This window comes from Streptomyces sp. NPDC016562, from assembly GCF_043076955.1.
GTDB lineage: Bacteria > Actinomycetota > Actinomycetes > Streptomycetales > Streptomycetaceae > Streptomyces.
In genome coordinates this window covers 414,979-440,554 of the sequence record NZ_JBIBRZ010000002.1, presented here as the reverse complement: position 1 = coordinate 440,554, position 25,576 = coordinate 414,979, and the positions used below count along the sequence as shown (strand labels likewise).

The window sequence follows — 25,576 nt, the reverse complement described above, 5'->3', positions numbered from 1 at the left end:
ACATGACCAGCACCACCGAGCAGGTCGCCGGGCTCGACGACCTCGCAGCGACCACCCTGCTGCGCTTCGCCACCGCCGGATCCGTCGACGACGGCAAGTCCACCCTGGTGGGCCGGCTGCTGCACGACTCCAAGTCGGTCCTGACCGACCAGATGGAGGCCGTCGAGGCGGTCTCCGCGGCCCGCGGCCAGGAGGCACCCGACCTCGCGCTGCTCACCGACGGCCTGCGGGCCGAGCGGGAGCAGGGCATCACCATCGACGTCGCGTACCGCTACTTCGCCACCGCGCGCCGCCGGTTCATCCTCGCGGACACCCCGGGGCACGTGCAGTACACCCGCAACATGGTCACCGGCGCCTCCACCGCCGACCTGGCCGTGGTGCTCGTCGACGCCCGCAACGGCGTGATCGAGCAGACGCGCCGCCACGCGGCCGTCGCGGCGCTGCTGCGCGTCCCGCACGTGGTGCTGGCCGTCAACAAGATGGACCTGGTGGGCTACGAGGAGAAGGTCTTCGCGGCGATCGCCGAGGAGTTCACCGCGTACGCCTCGGACCTGGGCGTCCCGGAGATCACCGCGATCCCGATCTCGGCCCTGGCCGGGGACAACGTGGTGGAGCCCTCCGCCAACATGGACTGGTACGGCGGCCCGACGGTGCTGGAGCACCTGGAGACCGTCCCCGTCAGCCACGACCTCACGGCCTGCCCGGCCCGCTTCCCGGTGCAGTACGTGATCCGTCCGCAGTCCGCCGAGCACCCCGACTACCGCGGCTACGCGGGCCAGATCGCCTCCGGCGTGCTGCGCGTCGGCGAGGCCGTGACCGTCCTGCCCTCGGGCCGTACGAGCACGATCGTCGGCATCGACGCGCTGGGTGAGAGCGTCGACATCGCCTGGGCCCCCCAGTCGGTGACGCTGCGCCTCGCGGACGACATCGACATCTCGCGCGGCGACCTGATCGCGCCGTCCGCGAGCGCCCCGGCCGTCACGCAGGACGTCGAGGCGACGGTGTGCCACGTCGCGGACCAGCCGCTGGCCGTCGGCGCCCGGGTGCTGCTCAAGCACACGACGCGCACGGTCAAGGCGATCGTCAAGGAGATCCCCTCGCGGCTGACCCTCGACGACCTGTCCCAGCACCCGGACCCGGGCCAGCTGGTGGCCAACGACATCGGCCGCGTGGTCGTCCGTACCGCCGAGCCCCTCGCGCTCGACGCGTACGCCGACTCGCGCCGCACCGGCTCCTTCCTGCTGATCGACCCGGCGGACGGTACGACCCTGGCGGCCGGCATGGCGGGCGAGTCCTTCGCCTCCAAGGCCGAGACCACCGTCCAGGCGGACGAGGAGGGGTGGGACTTCTAGACATGTTCACCGATCTCTACTCCACCTTCGCGAAGGAGGGCGGCCGCGTCGGCAGCGGCGCCCTCGGCAGCGGCCAGGGAGGGGTGGCGCGATGTGCGCGATGACGTACGCGCACCGCTTGCGCGCCCACACCCCCCACGAGCCGTACCCGCCCCTGCTCCGCAAACGAAGACGTGCGTCATGAGATGACCACGTCACGAGAGGAAGTCCTCCCGTGCCAGCCATCCGCACCCTCCGCACCCCCCGTACCGCCCGTACCCCGCTGCGCCGCGGCGTCGTCGCCGCTGCCGCCCTGCCCCTGCTGATCGGTGCGCTCGCCTCCTGCGGCTACGGCTCCCAGGCCGAGGCCAAGGACGAGAAGGCCGACGTCACCGCCGACGGCAAGAAGCTGTCGGCCTCCGAGGTCCGCATCGGGTACTTCCCGAACCTGACGCACGCCACCGCCCTGGTCGGCCTCCAGGAAGGCCTGATCCAGCGGGAGCTGGGCGGGACCACCGTCAAGCCGCAGGCCTTCAACGCCGGTCCGTCCGAGATCGAAGCCCTCAACGGCGGCTCTCTCGACATCGGCTTCATCGGCCCCTCGCCGTCGATCAACGGCTACGTGAAGTCCAAGGGCACCAATCTGCGGATCATCTCCGGCTCCGCCTCCGGCGGCGTCAAGCTGGTCGTGAACCCGGACAAGATCAAGACCCTGGACGACCTCAAGGGCAAGAAGATCGCCACCCCTCAGAAGGGGAACACGCAGGACGTCGCCTTCCTCAACTGGATCGCCGAGAAGGGCTGGAAGGTCGACCCGGAGTCCGGCAAGGGTGACGTCTCCGTCGTCCGCACCGACAACAAGGTCACGCCGGACGCCTTCAAGCAGGGCTCCATCGACGGCGCCTGGGTGCCGGAGCCCACGGCCTCCAAGCTCGTCTCCGACGGAGCCGCGGTCCTCCTCGACGAGACCGACCTGTGGCCCGAGAAGAAGTTCGTGATCACGAACGTCATCGTGTCGCAGAAGTTCCTCAAGGAGCACCCGGACGTGGTCGAGGCCGTGCTGCGCGGCACGGTGAAGACCAACGAGTGGATCCACGCCAACCAGGACAAGGCGAAGGCCTCCGCGAACGCCAAGCTCGCGGCCGAGGGCGGCAAGCCGCTCGACGCGAAGGTCATCGACCCGGCGTGGCCGAGCTTCTCGGTCACCGACGACCCGCTGGCCGCGACGCTGAAGACGCAGGCCGACTACGCCGTCAAGGCCAAGCTCATCGAGCAGCCCGACCTGACCGGCATCTACGACCTGACGCTCCTGAACAAGGTCCTGAAGGCCGCGGGCAAGTCCGAGGTCTCCGACGCCGGTCTCGGCGTCAAGTAACCCCGTAATCCCGCAATCCAGGAGGTGACGACCATGGCCACCACGCTCGCCAAGGCTGCCGAGGGCACCGTAGCGGAGCTGACGCACGCCGCCCGCATCGCGCACGTCTCGAAGTCCTTCTCCGGCCCGGCCGGATCGCAGCTCGTCCTGGACGACATCAGCCTCGATGTCGCTCCCGGCGAGTTCGTCACCATCCTGGGCGCCTCGGGATGTGGAAAGTCCACCCTGCTGAACCTGGTCGCCGGCCTGGACAAGCCGTCCGCGGGGTCCATCGAGACCCCCGGCGGCCGTCCGGCGCTCATGTTCCAGGAGCACGCCCTCTTCCCGTGGCTGACCGCGGGCAAGAACATCGAACTCGCCCTGCGCCTGCGCGGGGTGGCCAAGGCCGACCGCAGGCCGGAGGCCGAGCGGCTGCTGGAGCTGGTCCGCCTCGGCGGCGCGTACGGCAAGCGCGTCCACGAGCTGTCGGGCGGCATGCGCCAGCGCGTGGCGCTGGCCCGGGCCCTCGCCCAGGACAGCCGGCTGCTGCTGATGGACGAGCCGTTCGCCGCGCTCGACGCCATCACCCGCGACGTGCTGCACGGAGAGCTGACCCGCATCTGGAGCACTGCGAACACCAGCGGCTCCGCCGCGGGCAACCTCTCGGTCCTCTTCGTGACCCACAACGTGCGCGAGGCCGTCCGCCTCGCCCAGCGCGTGGTCCTGCTCTCCTCCCGGCCCGGGCGGGTCGCGAAGGAATGGACCGTGGGCATCCCGCAGCCGCGCCGCATCGAGGACGCGGACGTCGCGGAACTGTCCCTTGAGATCACTGAACACCTGCGTGGGGAGATCCGCCGCCATGGCCAGCACTGACATCAAGCCCAAGGGCAAGGCCGACGGCGCGGACGACCTCGCGGGGCTGGAGGCGGGCCTGGACGCGCTCGACGCGGTCCAGACCCACCGCACCCCGGTCCGCGAGCTCCTCGTCAAGAAGGTCCTGCCGCCGGTGCTGGCCGTCGGCCTCGTGCTGGCGGTCTGGCAGATCCTCGTCGCGGCGGAGGTCACCGACCAGACCAAGCTCCCGGCGCTGTCCGCGGTCTGGGACAGCCTGTCCGACATGTGGCTCAAGGGCACGCTGCTGGAGGTCATCTGGACCAGCGTCTCCCGCGGCCTGCTCGGCTTCCTGCTGGCCCTGGCCATCGGCACCCCGCTCGGTCTGCTGGTCGCCCGCGTGAAGTTCGTGCGCGCGGCGATCGGCCCGATCCTCCAGGGCCTGCAGTCCCTGCCGTCGGTCGCCTGGGTCCCCCCGGCGGTGCTCTGGTTCGGCCTGAACGACGCGATGATGTTCACGGTGATCCTGCTGGGCGCCGTCCCGTCCATCGCCAACGGCCTCGTCTCGGGCATCGACCAGATCCCGCCGCTGACCCTGCGCGCCGGCCGCACCCTGGGCGCCACCGGCCTGAGCGGCGCCCGGCACATCGTCATGCCGGCCGCGCTGCCCGGCTACCTGGCCGGCCTGAAGCAGGGCTGGGCCTTCTCCTGGCGCTCCCTGATGGCCGCCGAGATCATCGCCAGCTCCCCCGACCTGGGCCTCGGCCTCGGCCAGCTGCTGGAGAACGGCCGCAACAACATCGACCTGCCCGGCGTGTTCCTCGCGATCATCCTGATCCTGGTCGTCGGCATCGCCATCGACCTGCTCATCTTCAGCCCGCTCGAGCGGTGGGTGCTGCGCACCCGCGGCCTGCTGGTCAAGAGCTGAGCCCGGTGTCCGCCGCCCCCGCCCTCCTGGTCATCGCCCACGGCAGCCGCGACCCGCGGCACGCCGCGACCGTGCACGCCCTGGTGGCGCGGGCCCGGACGCTGCGGCCCGGACTGCGGGTGGAGACGGCCTACCTGGACTTCAACACCCCGTCGGTGGGTCAGGCCCTGTCCGCCCTGTACCTCAGCGGCGTACGGGACGTGGTGGCGCTCCCGCTGCTGCTCACCCGGGCCTTCCACGCGAAGTCCGACATCCCGGCGGCGCTGGCCGAGTCGGCCGCGCGCCTGCCGGGGTTCTCGGTGCGGGTGGCCGACGTCCTCGGCCCGTCCCCGCTCCTCCACTGCGCCCTGGAGCGCCGGCTCGCCGAAGCCGGCCTCACCCCGGCGGACCGTGCCACCACCGCGGTGGTGCTCGCGTCCGCCGGCTCCACAGACCCGGAGGCGATCGCAGTGATCGCTGAAACCGCGCGGGAGTGGCGGCGCACCGGTTGGTGCGCCGTGCGGCCTGCGTTCGCCTCCGCTGCCCTGCCCCGTACGGAGGACGCCGTACGGGCCCTGCGCGCCGAGGGCTTCGCCCGTGTGGCGGTGGCCCCCTACGTCATCGCCCCCGGCCGCCTCCCGGACCGCATCGCGGCCGGGGCCGAGGCCGCCGGCGCGGACGTGGTCGCGGGTGTCCTGGGCGCGGCCCCCGAACTGGCCCGGCTGCTGCTGCGCCGCTACGACGCGGCGCTCGCGGCCCCGGCGCGGCTCCCGGCCCTGTCGGCCTGACCCGCCAGGCACCCCCTAGGAGCGGGCGGTGGCCTCGTCCGCCAGGGCGGTCAGGTCCGCGATGGACATCGCGCCCGGCGGCAGGCCCTCGCGCGCGAAGATGTTGGCCGCGTGGCGCAGTACGTCGTTCACCGGCGTCGCGACCCCGTGCAGGCGGCCCAGCAGGGAGATCTCCCCGTTGAGGTAGTCCGCCTCGACCGAGCCGGTTCCCCGGGCCAGGCTCTGCCAGGACGAGCCGCCCCGCACGCCCTCCGGCGGGTTCACCTTGCCGTCGCGCGCCAGGGCCTGCTCCGCCTCCGACGCGTAGGCGATGCCCGCCGCCGCGAAGGCCGACTTCCCCTCCCGGACGGCCCGGAGCAGCAGCGCGGCCTTGGCCGGGTGGGGCTGCGGCCCGGTCGTCGCCTGGATCGCGTTGCCCAGGTTCCCCAGTAGCTTCGCGTACTTCCAGCGCATCACGTCCTCGACCACCGGCGCCTCGAAGCCCGCCTTGCCGAGGTCCGCCGCGACGGCCCGTGCCACCGCGTCCGCGCCGCCCGCCGCCCGGCCCAGGTGCAGGACGCCCGTCAGCGGCGCGCACAGCGCCGAGACCACGCCCGGCTCCAGGAAGGTGGCGGGCAGCCATACGCACACCCCGTACACGCGCGCGAAGCGCCGTAGGGCGAGGCGTTCGCTCTCCACGCCGTTCTGCGCGCACAGCAGCGGCAGCCGCTGGGCCGCCGTACCGCCGCCCGCGACCTCGGCGGCGCCCCAGGCGTCGAGCGCCGCGATCGCGTCCTGGGTCTTCACCGTCAGCAACAGCACGTCGTCGGGGCGCAGTTCGCCGAGCTCCTGCGGTCCGGTGACCACGGGCAGGCGGTGCACCCGCTCCCCGTCGGCCGTCGTGAGGCGCAGCCCGTCGGCCTGCAGGGCCTGCGCGTGCGCGCCACGGGCGACGAGCACGACCTCGCCGCCCGCCTGGGCGAGCCGTCCGCCGATGGTGGCGCCCACCGCGCCCGCGCCGATGATGATGTACCGCATACCGACGAGCCTGGCACATCCCGCTCCCCGCGTTACGGTCGGGGCATGGTGAACGAGGTGTTCGACATCGGTGGGGAGCTGCCCGTCCGGCGGCTCGGCTTCGGCACGGGCGGTCTGGTGGGCCCCGGCTACTGGGGTCCGCGCGGCGAGCGCGCCGCGGCCCGGGAGCTGCTGCGCACCGCGGTGGAGCGCGGGGTCACCCTCGTCGACACGGCCGACAACTACGGGCCCGACCTGGCCGAGGAGCTGATCGCGGAGGCCCTGTACCCGTACGGGGAGCGGCTCGTGGTCGCCACCAAGGGCGGGGTGGTGCGCACCGGGCCCGATCAGTGGCACGTGGCGGGCCGCCCCGAGCAGTTGCGGGAACAGTGCGAGGCGAGCCTGCGGCGGCTGCGCGTGGAACGCATCGACCTCTACCAGCTGCACCGCTTCGATCCCGCCGTGCCGATGGCCGAACAGCTGGGCGCGCTGGCCGAGTTGCGGGCGCAGGGCAAGATCCGGCACATCGGCCTGGACACCGTCACCGCCGGGCAGCTCCGGGCGGCCCTGGAGTCGGCGCCGATCGCCTCGGTCCAGAACCCGTACAACCTGCTGGACCGCGGGTCGGCGCCGGTGCTCGCGCTGTGCGAGGCGGACGGGATCGCCTTCCTCCCGTACTACCCGCTGGGCAGCGGCGCCCTGACCCGCGAGGGCGCGGCCGCCGTCACCTCGGTGGCCGCGGCCCACGGGGTCGGCCCGGGCCAGATCGCCCTGGCCTGGCTGCTGCACCACTCGCCCGTCCTGTGCCCCACCCCGGGCACCTCTTCCCCCGTCCACCTGGCTCAGAACCTGGACGCGGCGACGATCCATCTCACGCAGCGGGAGCTGGCACTGCTGGACGCCCTCGCCTGAGGGTGGCCGCACGCCGGGCGGGGGGCCGACGTCAGGACCCGCCGGTCAGTTCCACGAGCTTGGCGACGGTGTTCCAGTTGCGGGTGGTCGCGTCGATGCCCTTGGTCACCGCGGGCTTGGCGAGGGCCTCGGCCAGCTTGGAGCGGCCCAGGCCGTTCGGCGCGTAGAGGTAGAGGACGCGGTCGCCGAGGCGGTACTCCTCGGGGAGGTAGGCGGCCGGGTCGATCGCGGCGAAGCGCTCCGCGCCGGGCTGCTCGGAGAAGAAGGTCGCGTGCAGCTGCCTGCCCTCCAGTTCGGCGGCGGGGAAGGGGCAGGCGTCGGCGACGGCGCGCAGATAGGCCCCGTCGACGACCAGGCACCGCACGGGAAAGCCGAAGTGCGCCTCGATGGCCGCCTCCATCTCCCGGGCGAGCGCCACCGGATCCTGCTGGGCACTGCTGAAGACGGCGTTGCCGCTCTGGAGGTACGTCTGCACCTCGCCGTGGCCCAGCCCCTCCAGCACGGAGCGCAACTGCGCCATCGGGACCTTCTTGCTCCCGCCGACATTGACCCCGCGCAGCAGCGCCGCGTATTTCTTCACCATGAGGGCAATCTAGACGCCCCCTAGGACAGTTCGGCTTCGAGGAGGTCCGCGGCCCGGCGCGTGCCGCCCTCGGTGGCCATCCGGGCGCGGACGGCCTCGGCCCGGGCGGCGACCTCGGGGTCGGCGGCCAGGGCGAGGACCGCCTCCCGCAGGCTCGCGGCGTCCGCCCGCTCCATGGGGAGGTGGCGGGCCACGCCGAGGGAGGCCAGCATGTCGGCGTTGGCGAACTGGTCGACGGCCTGTGGGACGGCGACCATCGGGGTGGCGGTGGCGAGCCCTTCCTGGCTGCCGCCGGCGCCCGCGTGCGTGATGAAGGCGTCGGCCTGCCGCAGGACGTCCAGCTGGGGGACCCAGCGGTGGACCTCGACGTGGGCGGGGATCTCGCCCAGATCGGCCTCGTCGGTGAACGCGCCGATCTGGAGGACGACGTGCCAGTCGGGCAGGTCCGCGAAGGCGTCGATGCAGGCGCGGTAGAAGACGGGCTGCTTGGTGAAGGCCGAGCCGAGGGAGACCAGTACGACCTTCTTGCCGTCGGCCGACGCCGGGCGCTGCCAGCGCCCCTGGGTCGCCGAACGGTCGCCCTGGCAGGCGCCGACGAAGGTGTGGACGGAGGTGTCGACGCGGTCGGCGTTCGGCTGCAGGGCGCGGGGGATCAGGACGAGGCTGCGGCGCGGGCGGCCCTGGAAGCGGTCGACGTCGTCGCTGAGGCCGTTCTCCCGCAGCCACGCGCCGAACCGGGCGTAGTAGGCCCGTCCGCGCGCGGACGCCTTCAGCTCGGCGAACATCGGCGCGGCCACCTCCTCCTCGTAGCCCTCCCAGGCCACGAGGTTGGGCGAGAGGGAGACGGCGGGCACGCCCCACCGGTGGGCGAGCACGGGCGCCGGGTAGGAGGCGATGTCGTGGAGGACGAGGTCCGGTGCGTCGCCCGCGAAGGCGGCGGCGAGCTGCGGGAGGGCCTGGACGGCGTCGTCGAGGAAGGGCTCCAGGTGGTCGATGAGCTCGGTGCCCCAGGCCTGCGGGTCGTCGTCGGTGGGGAGGGTGGAGGTGTAGATCACGGGGGTGGCGCCGGTCTCCGCGACCTTCTCGGCGAAGGCGGCGGGGATGGCGTAGCTGACGCGGTGGCCCCGGGCGACGAGTTCCCGGATCACTTCGAGGCTCGGGTTCACGTGGCCGTGGGCGGCGATGGAGAACATGGCGATGTGTGCGGCGGGCTTCGCTGAGGTCATGCCCCGACCATAACGAGACGAGACGTCTCGTGCAACGATTTTCCATCGGGTCGGCCCGGCTCGGCTCGACTCCGGCGTCCGGATGGGAGACTTGGCGCATTCACGACGACCTGGAGCCGGAGTACGAGATGGACGAGGCGCGAGCCAGGGACGTACTGGCGGCCGCCGGGCTCGGCGGCGGCGCCGCGCTGCTGGCGCTGGGCGAGAACGCGGTCTTCGCGCTCGGCGGGCTGGTCGTCAAGGTGGGCCGCGCGGACCCCGCCCTGACGGCGCGGTCCGAGCGCGACCTGGCCGTCGCCCACTGGCTGGAGCAGGCCGGCGTCCCGGCGGTCCGCGCGGCGGAGCCGCGGCCGAGGGTGGTCACCGGGCACCCGGTGACGCTGTGGCACCGGCTCCCGGACGCCGTGCGCCCCGCGGCACCGGCGGACCTCGCGGGCCTGCTGCGGCGGCTCCACGCCCTGCCCGCACCGCCGTTCCCGCTGGCCGCACGGGATCTGCTGGGGGGCGTCGAACGCTGGCTGCGGCTGGCCGGCGACGCGATCGACCCGGCGGACGCGTCCTATCTGCGGGCCCGCCGCGACGCCCACGCGGACGCGATGGCCGGGCTGGTTCCCCGCCTTCCCCCGGGCCCGATCCACGGCGACGCGCTGCCGCGCAACGTCCATGTCGGCCCGGACGGCCCGGTCCTGGTCGACCTGGAGACCGTCTCGGCCGACCTGCGCGAACACGACCTGGTGGTGATGGCACTGGCCCGCGACCGGTACGGGCTGCCCGCCGAGTCCTACGCTGAGTTCACGGCGGCGTACGGCTGGGACGTCCGCGACTGGGAGGGCTGCGCGGTCCTGCGCGGCGCCCGCGAGACGGCGAGCTGCGCCTGGGTCGCCCAGCACACCCCGACCAACCCCAAGGCCCTGACCGAATTCCGCCGCCGCGTGAGCTCGCTGCGCGACGACGCGTCCGAGGTCCGCTGGCACTCCTTCTGAAGCACGCCGCGCACCGGGCCGCAAGGCCGTGGCCGTCAGGCCGCCAGGCCGTCAGGCCGCCAGGCCGTCAGGCCGCCAGGCCGTCAGGCCGTCAGGCCGCCAGGCCGTGGCCGCCAGGCCGCCAGGCCGTGGCCGTCAGGCCGCCAGGCCGTGGCCGTCAGGCCGCCAGACCGTCGCCGTCAGGCCATGAGACGGCCGTTCGGCACCGTCCCGGCGGTCCCGCCCGGCCGGTGCGGCCGGTGCGGCGGTTCGGCCGGTTCGGCCCGCGCGGCCCCCGCGGCCCGGTGAAGCCGGCCGGGCAGAGGGCTACGCGCCCGCCGGGACCAGTCCCCGTAGGGGCCAGGCCGTGTCGATCACTGCGTCCGGGGTGCCTTGGCGGCGTAGGTACGACTGGAAGTCGCGGGCCCAGCGGGCGTGCCAGGCGCCTTGACGCGCGTGCAGGTCGGCCGGGGTGAGCGCGGCCACCTCCGGATGCCGCTCGGCTATCGCGCGGGCCACCTGGACCGCGGCCAGCGCGTCGGCCCCCGCGTCGTGGGCGTCCTCCAGGGTGACCCCGTACACCCCGCAGACCGCCTCCAGCGTCCGCTTGCCCCGCCGGTAGCGGTCGACGGCGCGGTCGATGGTCAGCGGGTCCACCACCGGCCCGGTCTGCGCCCCGCCCAGCCGGTCGGCCAGTGACGGCAGCCCGTGCCGGGCCAGTTCGGCCGAGAGCAGGGTCAGGTCGAAGGCCGCGTTGTACGCGACGACCACCGCCCCGCGCCGCCAGTGCCCGACGAGCGCCCCCGCGACCTCGTCCGCGACCTCGCGCACCGGGCGGCCTTCGGCGACCGCCCGCTCCGTGCTGATCCCGTGGATCGCCGACGCCTCGCGCGGGATCGGTATCCCCGGATCCGCGAGCCACCCGCGCCGCTCGCCGACCACCGCGCCCCGCACCTCGACCAGTGCCGCCGTCACGATCCGCGACTCCCCCGGCTCCGTGCCGGTCGTCTCCAGGTCGAACCCGATCAGCACACCGCCGTGCCAGTCCTCCACCCCGTGCCCCTCCCCCGTACCCACCTCGTCAACGGCTTTCAGCCTGCCACGGGGCACTGACAAGCCGGACGACCGCCCCCTCACGACACCGGGCGGGAGTCCTCCCACATCGACTCGAACTCCTCCCGGTACGTCGTGAACAGCCCGTGGTCCGCGTCCTTCGGCACACCGCGCCCGCCCCCGCGCAGCACCAGGACCGGGGACTCCATGCCGCGCGCCCGCCGCAGGTACGACTGCACCACGGCGATGCCCGAGGACTCGCCCTCCACCAGGTAGGCGGTGAAGCGGGGCGTCTCGTCGAAGACGTGGATCTCGAACCGGGAGGGGTCGCGCAGGCCCGCCCGGACCCGGCGGACGTGCAGGATGTTCATCTCGACCGAGCGGCTCAGCTCGCCCTTGCGCAGCCCGAGCTCCCGTTCGCGCCGCTTGACCGCGCTGCTCGCCGGGTTCAGGAACAGCAGCCGCACCCGGCAGCCGGCCTCCGTGAGCCGGACGAGTCTTCGGCCCGAGAAGTTCTGGACCAGCAGGTTGAGCCCGATGCCGATGGCGTCGAGCCGCCGCGCGCCCCCGAAGAGGTCCTCCGCCGGGAGCTGGCGCTGGAGCCGCACCCGGTCGGGGTGGACCGAGATGACGTCGGCGTACCGGTCGCCCACCAGGTCCTCGACGGCGTCGATCGGCAGCCGGTCCGCCGAGGGGCTGCCGGCGCCCGCGTCCAGCACCTCCAGCAGCCGCGCCGAGGCCCGCTCCGCCTGCTCCAGCACCGGGCGCGACAGGGCCCGGTTGCGGGAGACGACGTTGCGCGTGACCTCCAGCTCGTCCAGGGCCAGCTCGATCTCGCGCCGGTCGTCGAAGTACGGCTCGAAGCACGGCCAGTGCTGGACCATCAGCTCCCGCAGCTGCGGCAGGGTCAGGAAGCTCAGCACGTTGTCGTCGGCGGTGTCGAGCAGGTAGCCCTTGCGCCGGCTGACCTCGCGCACGGCCACCGCCCGCTGCACCCACTCCTGTCCGGCGGGCCCGGCGGCCGCCACGACCCAGTCGTCGCCGCCGTGCACGGGCTCGTAGATGGGCCGCAGCACCGCCCCGACCACCGACCGCAGCCGTTGTTCGATCAGGTTCAGCCAGATGTAGGCGCGGCCCGCACGCTGGGCCCGCGTACGGACCTCGACCCACGCCTCCGCGCCCCAGTCGAGCTCGGCGCCCGCGGATCCCGGACCCCGCGCGCTGCCGGGCGCCGCCGGACCGCCCGCCAGGGAGACCGCCCCGGCGCCGATCCCCACCGGTGCCCCCTCGGGGACACTCCCCGGTGCGTCCGCCGGGCCACCCTCGTGACTGCTGTCACCAGGGGGCAGCTCCAGACCTCCCGAGCTCACCCGTGCACCGCCTCCTGCGTCTGGACGCCCGTCTCCAGTGATCACGGAAGGGTACTCCGCGCGCGCGGCCCGCTGCAGCCCGATGGTCCGCACGCCGACTGCCCGTTGACCCATTATCGGATGCCCGGACAGTCCGTTGACCCGCCTATCGGCTCTGCGGGTCACCCGGTAGGACCCCTGCCAAGTCCGCGACTGGCAGCCCTCTTTCGGGGAAGATCTGCCAGTGACGTGGTCCACGCCGGATCAGCCGGGCCATCCGACAACCAGGAAAGAGTCATCGTCTATGCAGGTCTGGCCGGGACAGGCGTATCCGCTCGGTGCCACGTACGACGGCGCCGGCACCAACTTCGCGGTCTATTCGGAGGCCGCCCGACGCATCGAGCTGTGCCTCCTGCACGACGACGGATCCGAGTCGGCCGTGGAGCTGCGCGAGACGGACGCCTTCGTCCGCCACGCGTACCTGCCCGGCATCATGCCGGGCCAGCGCTACGGCTTCCGCGTCCACGGGCCCTACGAGCCCGAGCGCGGGCAGCGCTGCAACGCGGCGAAGCTGCTGCTGGATCCGTACGCCCGGGCCATCAGCGGCAGCGTGGACTGGGGCGAGCAGGTGTACGGCTACCACTTCGGCCGCCCCGATTCGCGCAACGACCTGGACTCCGCCCCGCACACGATGAGTTCGGTCGTGGTGAACCCTTACTTCGACTGGGCCAACGACCGGCCGCCGCGCCACGAGTACCACCACACCGTGCTGTACGAGGCCCACGTCAAGGGCCTGACCATGAACCATCCGGACCTCCCCGAGGAGCTGCGCGGCACGTACGGGGCGCTCGCGCACCCGGCGGTCATCGCCCACCTCGTCAAGCTCGGGGTGACGGCGCTGGAGCTGATGCCGGTGCACCAGTTCGTCAACGACCACCGCCTGGTCGACGACGGGCTGAGCAACTACTGGGGCTACAACACCATCGGCTTCTTCGCCCCGCACAACGGCTACGCCTCGGGGGACCGGGGCCAGCAGGTGCTGGAGTTCAAGTCGGCGGTGCGGGCCCTGCACGAGGCCGGGATCGAGGTGATCCTGGACGTGGTCTACAACCACACCGCCGAGGGGAACCACCTGGGCCCCACGCTGTCCTTCCGCGGGCTGGACAACGCCTCGTACTACCGGCTGGCGGACGATCCGCGGCACTACATGGACACCACGGGCACCGGGAACTCGCTGCTGATGCGCTCCCCGCACGTGCTTCAGCTGATCATGGACTCGCTGCGGTACTGGGTCACCGAGATGCACGTGGACGGCTTCCGGTTCGACCTGGCGGCCACGCTGGCCCGGCAGTTCCACGAGGTGGACCGGCTGTCCTCGTTCTTCGACCTGGTCCAGCAGGATCCGGTGGTCAGCCAGGTGAAGCTGATCGCCGAGCCCTGGGACCTGGGCGAGGGCGGCTACCAGGTGGGCAACTTCCCGCCGCTGTGGACCGAGTGGAACGGCAAGTACCGGGACACGGTACGGGACTTGTGGCGCGGGCAGCCGCGCACGCTCGCGGAGTTCGCGGGGCGCCTGACGGGCTCCTCGGACCTCTACCAGGACGACGGGCGGCGCCCGCTGGCGTCGATCAACTTCACCACCTGCCACGACGGTTTCACGCTGAACGACCTGGTCTCCTACAACGAGAAGCACAACGAGGCGAACCGGGAGGGCAACCGGGACGGTGAGAGCCACAACCGTTCCTGGAACTGCGGGGTGGAGGGTCCGACCGAGGACCCGGAGATCCTGGAGCTGCGCGAGCGCCAGATGCGCAACTTCACGGCCACCCTGATGCTGTCACAGGGGGTGCCCATGCTCAGTCACGGCGACGAGTTCGGCCGCACCCAGGGCGGCAACAACAACGCGTACTGCCAGGACAACGAGCTGTCGTGGGTGCGCTGGCCGGAGCCCGGCAAACCGGCGCCGTCCCTGCTGGAGTTCACCCGGCGGATGGTGTGGCTGCGCCGCGACCACCCGGTGTTCCGGCGGCGCCGGTTCTTCCACGGCCGTCCGGTGGAGGGCACGCACGACGAGCTCTCCGACATCGCCTGGTTCACCCCGCACGGCGAGGAGATGCGGGCGCGGGACTGGCAGGCGCAGCACGCGCGGGCCCTGACCGTCTTCCTCAACGGGGAGGCGATCTCCGAGCCCGGCACGCGCGGGGAGCGGATCACCGACGACTCGTTCCTGCTGATGTTCAACGCCGGTGCGGAGCCGCAGGACTTCACCGTCCCGGCCGGGCACGGGGCGCAGTGGCGGCTGGTCGTGGACACCGCCCGGGCGGACGTGCTGCCACCCGGCACGGGGCCGCAGTACGCGGCGGGTGACCGGGTGGCGCTGACGGGACGGTGTCTGGTGGTGCTTCAGCGCCCGGCGTAGGAGGCGCCGCTCTCCCCGGCCACCGGCGCCGCGGCCCCGCCGGCGGCCGGGCCGTCCGCCGCGCCGTCCGCCGGGCCGGGCAGGGACGCCTTGACGGTGTGCGTACGGGCGGCTGGCACCTCGGTCACCAGGGCGAGGGTCAGACACAGCGCGGCCGCCCCCACGGCCACGGCGAAGGCCCCGGCCGGGCCGTACGCCTCGGCGAGGCGCCCGCAGACGACGAGCGCCACGGCCTGCCCGGCGACCAGGCAGCTGGCCGCGAAGGCCATCGACGCGGAGAGGCGGGCCGGTTCCACGGCGCGCTCGGTGAGGGCGAAGGCGGTGATCAGGTGGGGGGCGTAGGCGGCCCCCAGCACGGTGACGACGGCGTACAGCGGCACCAGGCCGTCGGTGACCAGCAGCGGCGCGGACAGCACCAGGGCCGCGCCGGTCGCCACCCGCCAGCGCAGCCGCAGGCCGAAGCGGGCGGGCAGCGCGCCGAGGGCGAGGCCGACGACCGCGCTGACGACGCCCATCGCGGAGTAGACGACGGCGGCCTGGTCGGGCACGCCCAGCCGGGCGGTGAGCGCGGTGATGCCGGCCTGGCAGGCGCCGAACATGGCGCCCTGGAGGGCGAGGGAGCCGCGTACGGCGTGGACGACGGCCGGCGGCCGGGCCCGGCGCCCTGGGCCCCGGGACGGGGCGGGCGACCCGGCCGTGACGGCGGCGGTCGGGTGCAGCGCGTAGACGGTGCCGAAGACGGCGACGAGTCCGGCCGCGCCGGCGAGGGCGACGGCCGGGTGCGCGAGGAGCGCGGCGAGCCCGACGAGGGCGGGACCGAAGACGAACGAGACCTCGTCCAGGGTGCCTTCGAGTGCGTGGACGGCGCCCACGACGCTCTCGTCGGACCCGGCGCGGCGGGCCAGGGCCACCGAGCGGGTGCGGGCGAGGGGCCCGATCAGCGGTACGGAGGCTCCGGTGAGGGCGCCGATCGCGGCGAGCGGGACGGTGGCCAGGTGGCCGAGCGCGCCGGCGACCAGAGCGGCGGTGGCGACGGCGTTGACGGCGGCCGCGGCCAGGACCACGGACCGCTGCCCGTGCCGGTCGGCGAGCCAGCCGAGGACCGGTCCGCAGAGGACCTGGCCCAGGGAGAGGGCGCCCGCGACCACACCGGCGGTGGCGAGGGAGCCGCTGGTCCGGGCGACCAGCAGGAAGCTTCCGAACTGTGACATCGCGACGGGCAGTCGGGCGAGGAAGGAGACGAGGGGAAGGAGGGGCCCGGTCAGGGCGATGACTCTTCGATAGGTGTTGACGGTTCCGGCCACTTGATCGACGATAACCGGGTGCAGTCACCCGGATGCATGGGGTAATGGCACGGAATCCGGCAGGCTGGGTACGTACGTTCTCATGAGCCAGTCGCACTCGACCACCGAATCGGAATCCGACCTTCCGGCACCTGTCACCCCCGCGTCGACCTACCGCCTCCAGCTGCGTCCGGAGTTCCCCTTCGCGGCGGCCGAGGCGGCCGTACCGCACCTCGCCTCCCTCGGCGTGTCGCACGTGCACCTCTCCCCCGTCCTGGAGGCCGTCCCCGGATCGGCCCACGGGTACGACGTCACCGACCACTCCCGCGTCCGGGCCGAGCTCGGGGGTGAGCCGGGGCTGCGGTCCCTCGCCGCGGCCGCCCGGGCGCACGGGCTCGGTCTGGTCCTCGACATCGTGCCCAACCACATGGCGGTGCCGACGCCGCTGCGCCTGAACCGGCCGCTGTGGGAGGTGCTCCGTGAAGGGCCCGCCTCGCCGTACGCCCGCTGGTTCGACATCGACTGGGAGGCCGGCGGCGGGCAGGTGCTGCTGCCGGTGCTCGCCGGACCGGTGGAGTCCTGCGAGCTGCGGGCCGACGGCGAGGTGCTGCGCTACGGCGAGCAGGAGTTCCCCCTGCGCGAGGGGACCGCGGGGATGGCGCTGCCCGAACTGCTCGCCGCCCAGTGGTACCGGCCGGCCTGGTGGCGCGAGGCCCGCACCGGCCTCAACTACCGTCGCTTCTTCACCATCTCCGATCTGATCGGGGTCCGGGTGGAGGACCCGGAGGTGTTCACGGCCACCCATGCGAAGGTGCTGGAGCTGGTCCGGGACGGGGTCGCGCAGGGACTGCGGATCGACCACGTGGACGGCCTCGCGGACCCGGAGGAGTACCTGCGGCGCCTGCGGGCGGCGGCCGGGGACGGCTGCTGGGTGGTGGTCGAGAAGATCCTGGCCCGCCACGAGCCGCTGCCGTCCGCCTGGCCGGTGGCGGGGACCACCGGATACGACGCACTGCACCGGGTGGACGGGGTCTTCACCGATCCGGCGGGCGCCGCCGACCTGGCCGACCGGTACGCGAAGACCACCGGCCTCCCTCCGTGGGCGCAGACCGCCCGGGCCTGTGCGCGGGAGGTGCTGACCGGTGACCTGGCCGCCGAACTGCGGACGCTGGAACGCCTGGCCGGTCCGGAACTGGCGCATGCGGTCCAGGAGTTGCTGATCGCCTATCCCGTCTACCGGCCGTATCCGGGCGAGTCGGAGCCGGACCCGCAGGCCCTGGAGCAGGCGGCCGCGCTGGCCGGTCCGGACGCGGTGGCCGGCGTACGGGAGCTGCTGCTGCGCGATCCGGCCTTCGCGGCCCGCTTCGCCCAGACCTCGGCGGCGCTGCGCGCCAAGTCCCTGGAGGACCGGGCGTTCTACCGGTACGCGCCCCTGCTGTCGGCCACCGAGGTCGGCGGGGCGCCGGGGCAGCCGGCGGTGTCCGCCGCGGAGTTCCACGCGTACTGCGCCGCCCTGGAGCGCGACTGGCCCGCGGCGGGCACGGTGCTGTCCACGCACGACACCAAGCGCAGCGCGGACGTACGGGCGCGGATCGCGACCCTGTCACAGGCGCCGGAGCTGATGGACGCCCCCGCCGGCCCGGACCCCCACCTGGCCTGGGTGGCCCGGCAGACCGCGCTGGGGCTCGGCCCGGTCCCCGACGCCGTGCCCCGGCTGACGCAGGCCCTGCTCAAATCGGTCCGCGAGGCCGCCCTGCGCACCAGCTGGACCGACCGGGACGAGGACTACGAGGCGGGCGTGCCCGCGTACGCACGGGCGGCCCCGGACCTGCCGCCGGAACTGGCGCAGGCCGCCCGGGCCAACCTGCTCGGCATGACCGTGCTGCACCTGGCGATGCCGGGCGTCCCGGAGGTCTACCAGGGCGCCGAGACGGAGTACCGGGCCCTGGTCGACCCCGACAACCGGCGTCCGGCCCGCTTCCCGCGCCGGGAGCTGGCCCGGCTGGACGAGGGGGCCGCCCCCGACGGCCCGGCCGAGGAGAAGCTGGCCCTGACGGCCTGCCTGCTGCGGCTGCGCCGCGACCGGCCGGAGCTCTTCCGGGGCTACGCCCCCGTCCAGGCCCGGGGCCCGGCCGCCGATCACCTGGTGGCCTTCACCCGGGCCCCCGGCCTACTGGTGGCCGCCACCCGGCTCGCGCACCGGCTGGCCGGGGCGGGCGGCTGGCGCGACACCGTCCTGCCGCTGCCGCCGGGCCGGTGGACCTCGCCGGCGGACGGCTCCCCGCACCGGTCCTACGAAGGCCCGACCCCGCTGTCCGACCTGCTGGCCACCCGGCCCGTGGCGGTCCTCCTGCGCGAGGAGTAGCCGGGGGCCACGGCTGTGGCGCCCCCGCGGGGGCGCCACAGCCGGCCAAGGCCTTGGCCAGGGATTTTCTCCCCGAGATTCGGTGAACTGCGAGGCCCCCACAGCAGTAGGGGCCCGGCCCGGCGGGCATGGCATCCCTTGTGACTCTCCTCCGTGACATGCGCTACCCCACACCGCGGGAGCTCGGGCTGTCGGCCCGTGCGCTGGCGGGCGAACACCCCGGCGCGGCGCGGCTGCGCCAGGCCGGCACCTCCCGGGCCGGGCAGCCGCTGTGGGTGCTCTCCGTCGCCCCGGTGGGCCCGGGCACCCGCAACGTCCTCGTCGTCGCCGGGGCGCACGCCAACGAGCCCGTGGGCGGCGCCACCGCACTCTCGCTCGCCCGGCGCGTCCTGGGCGACCCGGCGCCGCGGGCGGGCTGCGGCTGGCACTTCCTGCTCTGCGCCGACCCGGACGGCGCGGAACTGCACCGCACGCCCCGCCCGTACTCGCTCCTGGACTACCACCGGAACTTCTTCCGGCCGCCCGGGCCCGAACAGCCCGAGTGGGCGCCGTCTTTACTGCCCCCGGACCGGCTGCCGCCGGAGACCCTGGCCCTGACCGCGCTCATCGACGAGCTGCGGCCCGTCCTCCAGGTCTCCTTGCACGCCACCGATCTCGGAGGCTCCTGGGTCCAGCTCACCCGTGACATACCGGGCCTCGCCGAGCCGTTCGCCAAATCGGCCGCCGAGCTGGGCATCCCGGTGGAGAACGGTGCCTCCGACGCCGCCGGCTGGCCCTCCCCCGGGCCGGGGATCTTCGTGATACCGCAGCCGGGGAGCGAGGCCGCCGGGGCCTTCCACCCCGAGGACACCCGGCTCAGCACCTGGTACCACGCACACCGGTACGCGGGCACCACCGCCATCGTCGAAGTCCCCATGTGGGCCTCCGACCTGGTGGACGACCCGGCTCCGCACCCCGATCCGCGGGGGGCCCTGCGCATGATGGCCGGGCGGCTCACGGCGGACGCCGCGCTCGTCGCCGCCGTGCGGGAGCGGACCCGGTCCGGCCCGCCGCCGTACGAGGACCCGGCCACGGCCCCGCTGCTGCGCGCGGTGGACTGGACGCTCGCGCTGATCCCCCGGATCACCGTCGAGTGGACCGGCGCCGGGGCCCCGGCGGACGCCACGGCCGCGTACATCGCCAGCATCGACGCCTTCGGGCGGCGGATGTCGCTGCGCGCCGCCGCGATGCTGCTGCGGGTGCTGCGCGCCCAGGACCATCCGGCGGCGCCCGCGCTGGACCGGCTGGTCACCGGCTGGTGCGAGGAGTTCGCTGCCCGCTTCGGTGCCCGCTGGGTCCCGGTGGCCACCCAGGTCGAACACCAGGCCAGGACCGTCCTGGCGGCCTACGAACGCCTCCTGGCGGCCGGAGGATAGGGGGCCGGGGGGTGGCGCTCACCGGGAGAGGCCGTCCCAGAAGGCGCACGCGTGTGCGGAGTACGCGTCGACGGGCCGGATCCCGCCCGGCCCCGGAGCCAGCGACTGCACCGGCGGCGCCTGAGGTGACGCCGCGCGGAGGCGGGGCCAGAGCGGGGCGCCGTCGCCGTTCGGGTCGCCGGTGCGGGCGAAGTGCGTCCAGTAGCCGACCATCCGGTCCGAGAGGGCGCGCTGGTCCTCGTTCAGCGGCTGCTCCGTGGGGAGGGAGGGGAACAGGAGCGGCATCTCGAAGCCGTGCGCCGCACCGTAGGGGAAGCCCGGGTTCGCCGGCAGGCCGGCGAGGACGGGGGCGTCCGGACCGTTGAACTCATAGCCGTACAGGGGCAGGCCGGGGGCGTGCGCCGCGAGGGCCCGGCCGGCGGCCAGCGTGGTGCACGCGAAGGACCGGTCGGTCAGCGCCGCCGCCCAGGCCAGCGCGGGGGAAGGGTGCCGCCCTGCCGGATACCGCGCCTCGACGGCCGGGGCCGCGGGCCCGAAGGCCTCCGCCAGACGGGCGCGGTAGTCGCCCTCGGTGCTGATCGGGAACGCCGCCAGCGACAGGCCGACGAACATCCGCATCTCGTCGTGGTTGGTGCCCAGGACGACCGGCACGCGGCGGAAGCGTCCTGCCGCCAGCGCCCGGGCGGGCGCCTCGGGCAGCAGTGCGTTGCCGAATGCGGGCCGGTTGAAGGACTGCATCAGCTGCGCGGTGGCGAGACGGTCCGTGCTCTGCCCGCGCAGGCACGCCAGCACCTCGTCCCCGCCGCCCTGCGTGCAGCCCAGCTGCCGGGCGGCCTGCGCACCCGCCGTCTGGACGTCGGCCTGTGCGGCGAACGGCTCGTACGCCGGTGTTCCGGGACCGAGCGCGCCGGGCGGGAAGGACGTCAGGCAGGAACCGCTCTGGAGGACGGCCCGCTGGAAGAGGCCGGCGGCCGTCGGCGAGGTGAGGTGCGCACAGATGCTGAGGGCCCCCGCGGACTCGCCGAACAGCGTGACGCTGCCCGGATCGCCGCCGAAACGCGCGGCGTTGGCCCGCACCCAGCGCAGGGCGGCCTGCTGGTCCGCCAGGCCGGACGGCGGGGCGTCACCCAGCGCGGAGTGGCCGAAGTAACCGAACACGCCCAGCCGGTAGTTGACGGTGACGACGACGGCGTCGCCCTGGACGGCCAGCCGTTCGGCGCTGTAGTCACCGCCGGAACCGCCCAGGAACGCACCGCCGTGCAGCCACACCAACACGGGCCGCTTCTTCGCGCCCGGCTTGGCGCCCGGCTTCGCCGCCGGCACCGTGACGTTGAGGTAGAGGCAGTCCTCCGAGCCGGTGACCGCGCCCGCGCCGGGCATCGGCATCTGCACACAGCGTGGGGCCGGCCTCGTGGCGTCCCGGACGCCCTGCCACGCGGCGGCGGGCACGGGGGCACGCCAGCGCAGCGGTCCGGTCGGCGGCGCGGCGTAGGGAATGCCGTCGAAGGTGGTGGAGGCGTCGTGGGACGCGCCGCGCACCAGGCCCCGGTCGGTCCGTACGACCGTACCGCCCTGTCTCTCGGCGTCAGGGGAGCCGGGGCCCGCGCCCGCCGCGGGTACGGCGGTGGCCGAGAGCAGCGCCACCGCGCACAGCAAGGGCAGCAGCGCCACGCGGAGTCCGGCTTTCGCGCCGGACGGACGCGGCGCGGGTGCCGGGGTCGGGGTCGGGGTCTGGGACTGGGTCTGGGTCTGGGTCGGGGTCATGTCCACCACCACTCTGGGGGGTTGGGGAAGGAACGGGATCTGAGCTGCGAGAACGGTCCGGACCGACCCCTCAGTGATCCCTACGCTAGGACCTCCCCCGCACTGGAGGTTCAAGGGACTGTGACGCACGACACGTGGAGCATCGGTGAACTCGCGGACGGCACGGGCGTGCCCGTCAAGACGCTCCGCTACTACTCGGACAGCGGTCTGCTGCCCGTGGCCTCCCGCAGCACCGGCGGTCACCGGCGCTACGGCCCCGAGGCGTGGGAGCGGATCCGGCTCATCAGACGCCTGCGGGCGCTGGACACCCCGATCGCGACGATCACACAGGTGGTCACGGGTGAGCGCACGCTCGGCGAGCTGGTGTCGGCCGAGCTCGAAGCGGTGCAGGAACGACTCACCGAACTGCGGTGGCGCGAGGCCACGCTCAGGTCACTGGACGAATGCCCGGGCGAGGAACGCCTCCGGCGCCTGGAGATACTCTCCCGCGTGCAGCGGCTCCCCGAGGCGCACCGCACGCTCACCGACCACTGGTACCGCGAGCTGTCCGCGGCCCTGCCCCCGCGCCGGCTCGACATCATGGTCGCCATGCTGGCCCCCGCCCCGCCGCAGGACCCCGTCCCCGCCACGGCGCTGGCCTACGCCGAGCTGCACCTGCTCGTCTCCACGCCCGCCTTCACCCGCTGGACCCGGGACCACGACGAGGAGATGAGGCAGGGCCCGGCCTTCTACGCGGAGATCGACGAAGCCGCCGCCCTGACGGCCGCCGCTCTGGCCCGGGGCCTGCCGCCCGGCGCCGGGGCCGCGGTGGACGCGTTCGTGTCCGCCCACGCGCGCGCCCGGCGGGAGTCGGACACCCCCGCCTTCCGCGCCCACCTGCACGAGCTGGTGTCGCGGTCGTCCGGCTTCGACCCCCGCCTGCAGCGGTACTGGGGCCTGGTCGCCGCCGCCACGTCCGGGCGCGTGCTGAACATGACGGTGGCGCACCGATGGCTGACCGACGGGCTGTGGCTCTCGATCGCCGGGGCGAACGGCCGCGCCGTTGGCGGGGGCCGCGCTCAGGACCCGGCGGGGGCCACGGGCAGGGCGTAGCGGCGCTTGGGGTGGGCGGTGGCGCCGAGCCGGTCGTAGAAGCGGATGGCGCCCTCGTTCCAGTCGGGGGTCTGCCACTGGACCTGGTCCATGCCGAGCTCGCGGGCCAGGCCGCTCACGCCGTCCATCAGGGCGGCGCCCAGCCCGTGGCCGCGGGCGTCCTGCGCCAGGTAGAGGCAGTCCATGTGGAGGTGGTGCCGGGCGTCCCAGAAGGAGAACTCCGCCGAGCAGGAGGCGTATCCGGCGACCACGCCGTCCGGGGTCTCGGCGAGCAGCACCCACAGCCGCGCCCCCTCGGCGAAGAGCTGGGGGCCGAGCCGGCCGGCGAGGTCCGGCGGGCGCGGCGCCGACTTCTCGTACGCGATGTGCTCGTGCATGAGCTCGGCCAGGCGGGGCAGGTCCCCGACCCGTGCACGGCGGATGACGCAGGTGTGTTCCATGGCCTCATCCTGCGCCGTGCCTCCCGGCGGCCGACCGGCGGGGCCGCGGTCCCGCCGGTGTCCGGACCGGCCGGACCTATCCCGCCGACAGCCGGAAGGTCATCTTCCCGAAGCTGATCTGGTCCCCGTCCCGGACCACCGCCGAGCCCGTCACCCGGCGCCCGTTGACGGCGGTCCCGTTGGTCGAGCCGAGGTCCCTGAGCACCCACACCCCGTCCCGCAGGCTGAGTTCGGCGTGCGCCCGGGAGACGGTCTCGTGGCTGAGCCGCAGCCCGTTGCCGGGGTCGCGCCCGATCCGCAGCGCTCCCGAGCTCGGATGCGGGAGCAGCAGCTTGGGCAGTTTCTCGGCGGCCCAGGCCTGCCGGACGCCGACGGACACCGCCGAGGCCCGGCCGACCCAGCCGAACAGCCGACGGGTCCACGGACTTTCGGCGCCCTGCCTGGCCTGGAGGTCGGCCGTGAGGACGGCGAGGTCCTCGGGGCGGCGGGCGACCAGGGCGAGTTCCATGCGGCGCAAGAAGGTGTCGTGGGACAGCTTGCCGAGGGCGGCCCCTTCCCTGAGCTGGCCCAGCGCCCGGTCGCGCTCGGCGTCGGACAGCCGCGGCGCGGGGAAGGCGGGAATCTCGAAACTCGACGTCACAGGGTGATTGTCGGCCCGTCGGGGGCGGAGTGTCCAGAACTCCCCCGCCGCGCCCGGAATGATGGGCACGATACGCATGCTGGACACCGCCGCAGACGAGGGGACCGTCCGTGCAGTTCGAGGTGTGGGCACCGCTGACCGGTCGGGTCGCCGTGCGACTCGACGACGTCACCTACGAGATGACGCGCGATCCGGACCGGGAGGGCTGGTGGACCGCGCAGGCCCCGGCCGCCGACGGAAGCCGCTACGGGTTCCTGCTGGACGGCGAGGAGACCCCGCGGCCCGACCCGCGCGGCCGGCGGCTGCCGGACGGGCCCGACGGCCTGTCGGCGGTGGTCGACTTCGGGACGCTCGCCCCGCGGCGCACCCCGCCGCGCACCACGCTCCAGGACGCCGTCCTGTACGAGCTCCACATCGGCACCTACACCCCCGAGGGCACCTTCGACGCCGCGGCCGCCCGCCTCGGGCACCTGGCCTCCCTCGGCGTCACGCACGTGGAGCTGATGCCGGTCTGCTCCTTCCCCGGCCGGCACGGCTGGGGCTACGACGGGGTGGCGCCCTGGGCGGTGCACGAGCCGTACGGCGGCCCGGCCGGTCTGGCCCACTTCGTGGACGCCGCGCACGGCGCCGGACTGGGCGTGGTGCTCGACGTGGTCCACAACCACCTGGGCCCCTCCGGCAACCACCTGCCCGCCTTCGGGCCGTACTTCACCGACACCCACCACACCCCCTGGGGGGCTGCGGTGAACCTGGACGCGGCCGGCTCCGACGAGGTGCGCGCGTACCTCCTGGGCAGCGCGCTGGCCTGGCTGCGCGACTACGGGATCGACGGGCTGCGGCTGGACGCGGTGCACGCCCTGGCCGACGACCGGGCGCTGCCCTTCCTGGAGGAGCTGGCCGCGGCCGTCGACGAGCTGGCGGCGGACACCGGCCGGCCGCTGTTCCTGATCGCCGAGTCCGACCGGTGCGACCCGCGCACCACCACCCCCCGCGCGGCCGGCGGCCTGGGCCTGCACGCCCAGTGGAACGACGACTTCCACCACGCCCTGCACTGCGCGCTGACCGGCGAGTCCGACGGCTACTACGCCGACTTCGCCGCCGCCCCGTTCGCCGCCCTCGCCAAGACCATGACGCGGGCGTTCTTCCACGACGGGACGTGGTCCTCCTTCCGCGGCCGCAGCCACGGCCGGCCGGTGGACCGCCGCCGGACCCCGGCCCACCGCTTCGTGGGCTACACCCAGACCCACGACCAGATCGGGAACCGCGCCCTCGGCGACCGGCTCTCCGCCTCGCTCTCCCCCGGCCTCCTGGCCTGCGCCGCGACCGTGGCGCTGACCGGGCCGTTCGTGCCGATGCTGTTCATGGGCGAGGAGTGGGGCGCCGGCACCCCCTGGCAGTACTTCACCGACCACCCGGACCCGGAGCTCGCCGAGGCGGTGCGCAGCGGCCGGCGCCGGGAGTTCGCGGCGCACGGGTGGAAGGCGGTGGAGATCCCGGACCCGCAGGACCCGGCCACCCGGGACCGCTCCTGCCTGGACTGGTCGGAGCCCGAACGGGGGCCGCACGCACGCCTGTTGGACTGGTACCGCACCCTGGTCGCGCTGCGCCGCAGCCACCCGGACCTGCGCGACCCGGACCTGGCGGCGGTCCGGGTCGTCCACGACGAGGAGGGGCGCTGGATCACCTTCCGGCGGGGCGACGTACGGGTGTGCGTGAACCTCTCCCCGGAGCCGGTGACGATCACGCTCGGCCGCAACGGCGTACGGGTGCTGGCCTGTTGGGAGCCGGTCGAGGCCCCGGGCCCGGACGGCCGGGTCCGGGTACCGGGCGAGTCGGCGGTGGTCCTGGGCCCGTGACGCCCGTGTC

20 protein-coding genes and 1 pseudogene are annotated in these 25,576 nt (G+C 74.2%); 12 read left to right on the top strand and 9 right to left on the bottom strand.

All coding sequences use genetic code 11. The features are described 5' to 3' along the window. Positions 1-2: 2 nt before the first annotated feature. The 5 genes from ACF059_RS09880 to ACF059_RS09860 all read left to right on the top strand — a co-directional run bounded on the left by ACF059_RS09880 (position 3) and on the right by ACF059_RS09860 (position 5,211). Positions 3-1,352 (top strand): sulfate adenylyltransferase subunit 1, encoded by a 1,350-nt coding sequence (locus ACF059_RS09880; RefSeq protein ID WP_392053947.1) that lies wholly within the window; start codon positions 3-5, stop codon positions 1,350-1,352. A 223-nt stretch (positions 1,353-1,575) separates the two neighbouring features. Continuing rightward, a complete protein-coding gene (locus tag ACF059_RS09875; protein ID WP_392056561.1) occupies positions 1,576-2,706 on the top strand; it encodes an ABC transporter substrate-binding protein in 1,131 nt (376 codons plus the stop codon). Positions 2,707-2,739: 33 nt separating this feature from the next. Then, a complete protein-coding gene (locus ACF059_RS09870) occupies positions 2,740-3,558 on the top strand; it encodes an ABC transporter ATP-binding protein (RefSeq protein ID WP_392053944.1) in 819 nt (272 codons plus the stop codon). Next, the gene (locus ACF059_RS09865) at positions 3,545-4,444 is read left to right on the top strand and encodes an ABC transporter permease (RefSeq protein WP_392053941.1); all 900 of its coding nucleotides are present in this window, start codon (positions 3,545-3,547) and stop codon (positions 4,442-4,444) included. The genes ACF059_RS09870 and ACF059_RS09865 overlap by 14 nt, the downstream gene beginning before the upstream one ends. A gap of 5 nt (positions 4,445-4,449) precedes the next feature. Beyond that, on the top strand, positions 4,450-5,211 hold the full coding sequence (locus tag ACF059_RS09860; RefSeq protein WP_392053938.1) for a sirohydrochlorin chelatase: 762 nt from the start codon (positions 4,450-4,452) through the stop codon (positions 5,209-5,211). Positions 5,212-5,226: 15 nt separating this feature from the next. On the opposite strand, the gene ACF059_RS09855 is transcribed toward ACF059_RS09860, so the two are convergent. Continuing rightward, a complete protein-coding gene (locus ACF059_RS09855) occupies positions 5,227-6,228 on the bottom strand; it encodes a ketopantoate reductase family protein (protein WP_392053935.1) in 1,002 nt (333 codons plus the stop codon). A gap of 45 nt (positions 6,229-6,273) precedes the next feature. Here ACF059_RS09855 and ACF059_RS09850 point away from each other — a divergent pair, with 45 nt between their 5' ends. After that, positions 6,274-7,119 carry an aldo/keto reductase gene (locus ACF059_RS09850; protein WP_392053932.1) on the top strand — a complete coding sequence of 282 codons (846 nt, stop codon included), beginning with the start codon at positions 6,274-6,276 and terminating at the stop codon, positions 7,117-7,119. Between the two features lie 31 nt (positions 7,120-7,150). Here the strand turns inward: ACF059_RS09850 and ACF059_RS09845 are convergent, their stop codons facing one another. Together ACF059_RS09845 and mgt are read right to left on the bottom strand one after the other, a co-directional pair. After that, positions 7,151-7,702 (bottom strand): DUF1697 domain-containing protein, encoded by a 552-nt coding sequence (locus ACF059_RS09845; protein WP_392053929.1) that lies wholly within the window; start codon positions 7,700-7,702, stop codon positions 7,151-7,153. 20 nt (positions 7,703-7,722) lie between these two features. After that, positions 7,723-8,963: pseudogene (mgt, locus tag ACF059_RS09840) on the bottom strand (macrolide-inactivating glycosyltransferase). 93 nt (positions 8,964-9,056) lie between these two features. On the opposite strand from mgt, the gene ACF059_RS09835 reads away from it, so the two are divergent. Further along, positions 9,057-9,911 carry a phosphotransferase enzyme family protein gene (locus ACF059_RS09835; protein WP_392056558.1) on the top strand — a complete coding sequence of 285 codons (855 nt, stop codon included), beginning with the start codon at positions 9,057-9,059 and terminating at the stop codon, positions 9,909-9,911. A gap of 306 nt (positions 9,912-10,217) precedes the next feature. Here the strand turns inward: ACF059_RS09835 and ACF059_RS09830 are convergent, their stop codons facing one another. Continuing rightward, complete coding sequence (locus ACF059_RS09830) at positions 10,218-10,943, bottom strand: 3'-5' exonuclease (RefSeq protein ID WP_361953474.1); 726 nt, start codon at positions 10,941-10,943, stop codon at positions 10,218-10,220. An 80-nt stretch (positions 10,944-11,023) separates the two neighbouring features. Beyond that, positions 11,024-12,313 (bottom strand): SAV2148 family HEPN domain-containing protein, encoded by a 1,290-nt coding sequence (locus ACF059_RS09825; protein ID WP_392053925.1) that lies wholly within the window; start codon positions 12,311-12,313, stop codon positions 11,024-11,026. A 283-nt stretch (positions 12,314-12,596) separates the two neighbouring features. On the opposite strand from ACF059_RS09825, the gene glgX reads away from it, so the two are divergent. Then, the gene (gene glgX, locus ACF059_RS09820; RefSeq protein ID WP_361953468.1) at positions 12,597-14,711 is read left to right on the top strand and encodes a glycogen debranching protein GlgX; all 2,115 of its coding nucleotides are present in this window, start codon (positions 12,597-12,599) and stop codon (positions 14,709-14,711) included. Here the strand turns inward: glgX and ACF059_RS09815 are convergent. Next, positions 14,696-16,015 carry an MFS transporter gene (locus ACF059_RS09815; protein ID WP_392053922.1) on the bottom strand — a complete coding sequence of 440 codons (1,320 nt, stop codon included), beginning with the start codon at positions 16,013-16,015 and terminating at the stop codon, positions 14,696-14,698. The genes glgX and ACF059_RS09815 overlap by 16 nt on opposite strands. A gap of 82 nt (positions 16,016-16,097) precedes the next feature. On the opposite strand from ACF059_RS09815, the gene treY reads away from it, so the two are divergent. Then, positions 16,098-18,359 (top strand): malto-oligosyltrehalose synthase, encoded by a 2,262-nt coding sequence (gene treY / locus ACF059_RS09810; RefSeq protein ID WP_392053919.1) that lies wholly within the window; start codon positions 16,098-16,100, stop codon positions 18,357-18,359. A 158-nt stretch (positions 18,360-18,517) separates the two neighbouring features. Beyond that, positions 18,518-19,774, top strand: a complete 1,257-nt coding sequence (locus ACF059_RS09805) for a M14 family zinc carboxypeptidase (RefSeq protein WP_392053916.1) — start codon at positions 18,518-18,520, stop codon at positions 19,772-19,774. Positions 19,775-19,792: 18 nt separating this feature from the next. Here the strand turns inward: ACF059_RS09805 and ACF059_RS09800 are convergent, their stop codons facing one another. After that, positions 19,793-21,538: a carboxylesterase/lipase family protein gene (locus ACF059_RS09800; protein WP_392053913.1), complete on the bottom strand. Its 1,746-nt coding sequence runs from the start codon at positions 21,536-21,538 to the stop codon at positions 19,793-19,795. A 120-nt stretch (positions 21,539-21,658) separates the two neighbouring features. On the opposite strand from ACF059_RS09800, the gene ACF059_RS09795 reads away from it, so the two are divergent. Next, on the top strand, positions 21,659-22,630 hold the full coding sequence (locus tag ACF059_RS09795; RefSeq protein ID WP_392053910.1) for a MerR family transcriptional regulator: 972 nt from the start codon (positions 21,659-21,661) through the stop codon (positions 22,628-22,630). On the opposite strand, the gene ACF059_RS09790 is transcribed toward ACF059_RS09795, so the two are convergent. Together ACF059_RS09790 and ACF059_RS09785 are read right to left on the bottom strand one after the other, a co-directional pair. Next, a complete protein-coding gene (locus tag ACF059_RS09790) occupies positions 22,597-23,070 on the bottom strand; it encodes a GNAT family N-acetyltransferase (protein ID WP_392053907.1) in 474 nt (157 codons plus the stop codon). The two genes, ACF059_RS09795 and ACF059_RS09790, sit on opposite strands and share 34 nt — an antisense overlap. 76 nt (positions 23,071-23,146) lie before the next feature. After that, positions 23,147-23,710, bottom strand: a complete 564-nt coding sequence (locus ACF059_RS09785) for a DUF1707 and FHA domain-containing protein (protein ID WP_366864246.1) — start codon at positions 23,708-23,710, stop codon at positions 23,147-23,149. Between the two features lie 110 nt (positions 23,711-23,820). On the opposite strand from ACF059_RS09785, the gene treZ reads away from it, so the two are divergent. Then, on the top strand, positions 23,821-25,566 hold the full coding sequence (gene treZ, locus ACF059_RS09780; protein WP_392053904.1) for a malto-oligosyltrehalose trehalohydrolase: 1,746 nt from the start codon (positions 23,821-23,823) through the stop codon (positions 25,564-25,566). The last annotated feature ends 10 nt before the right edge of the window (positions 25,567-25,576 follow it).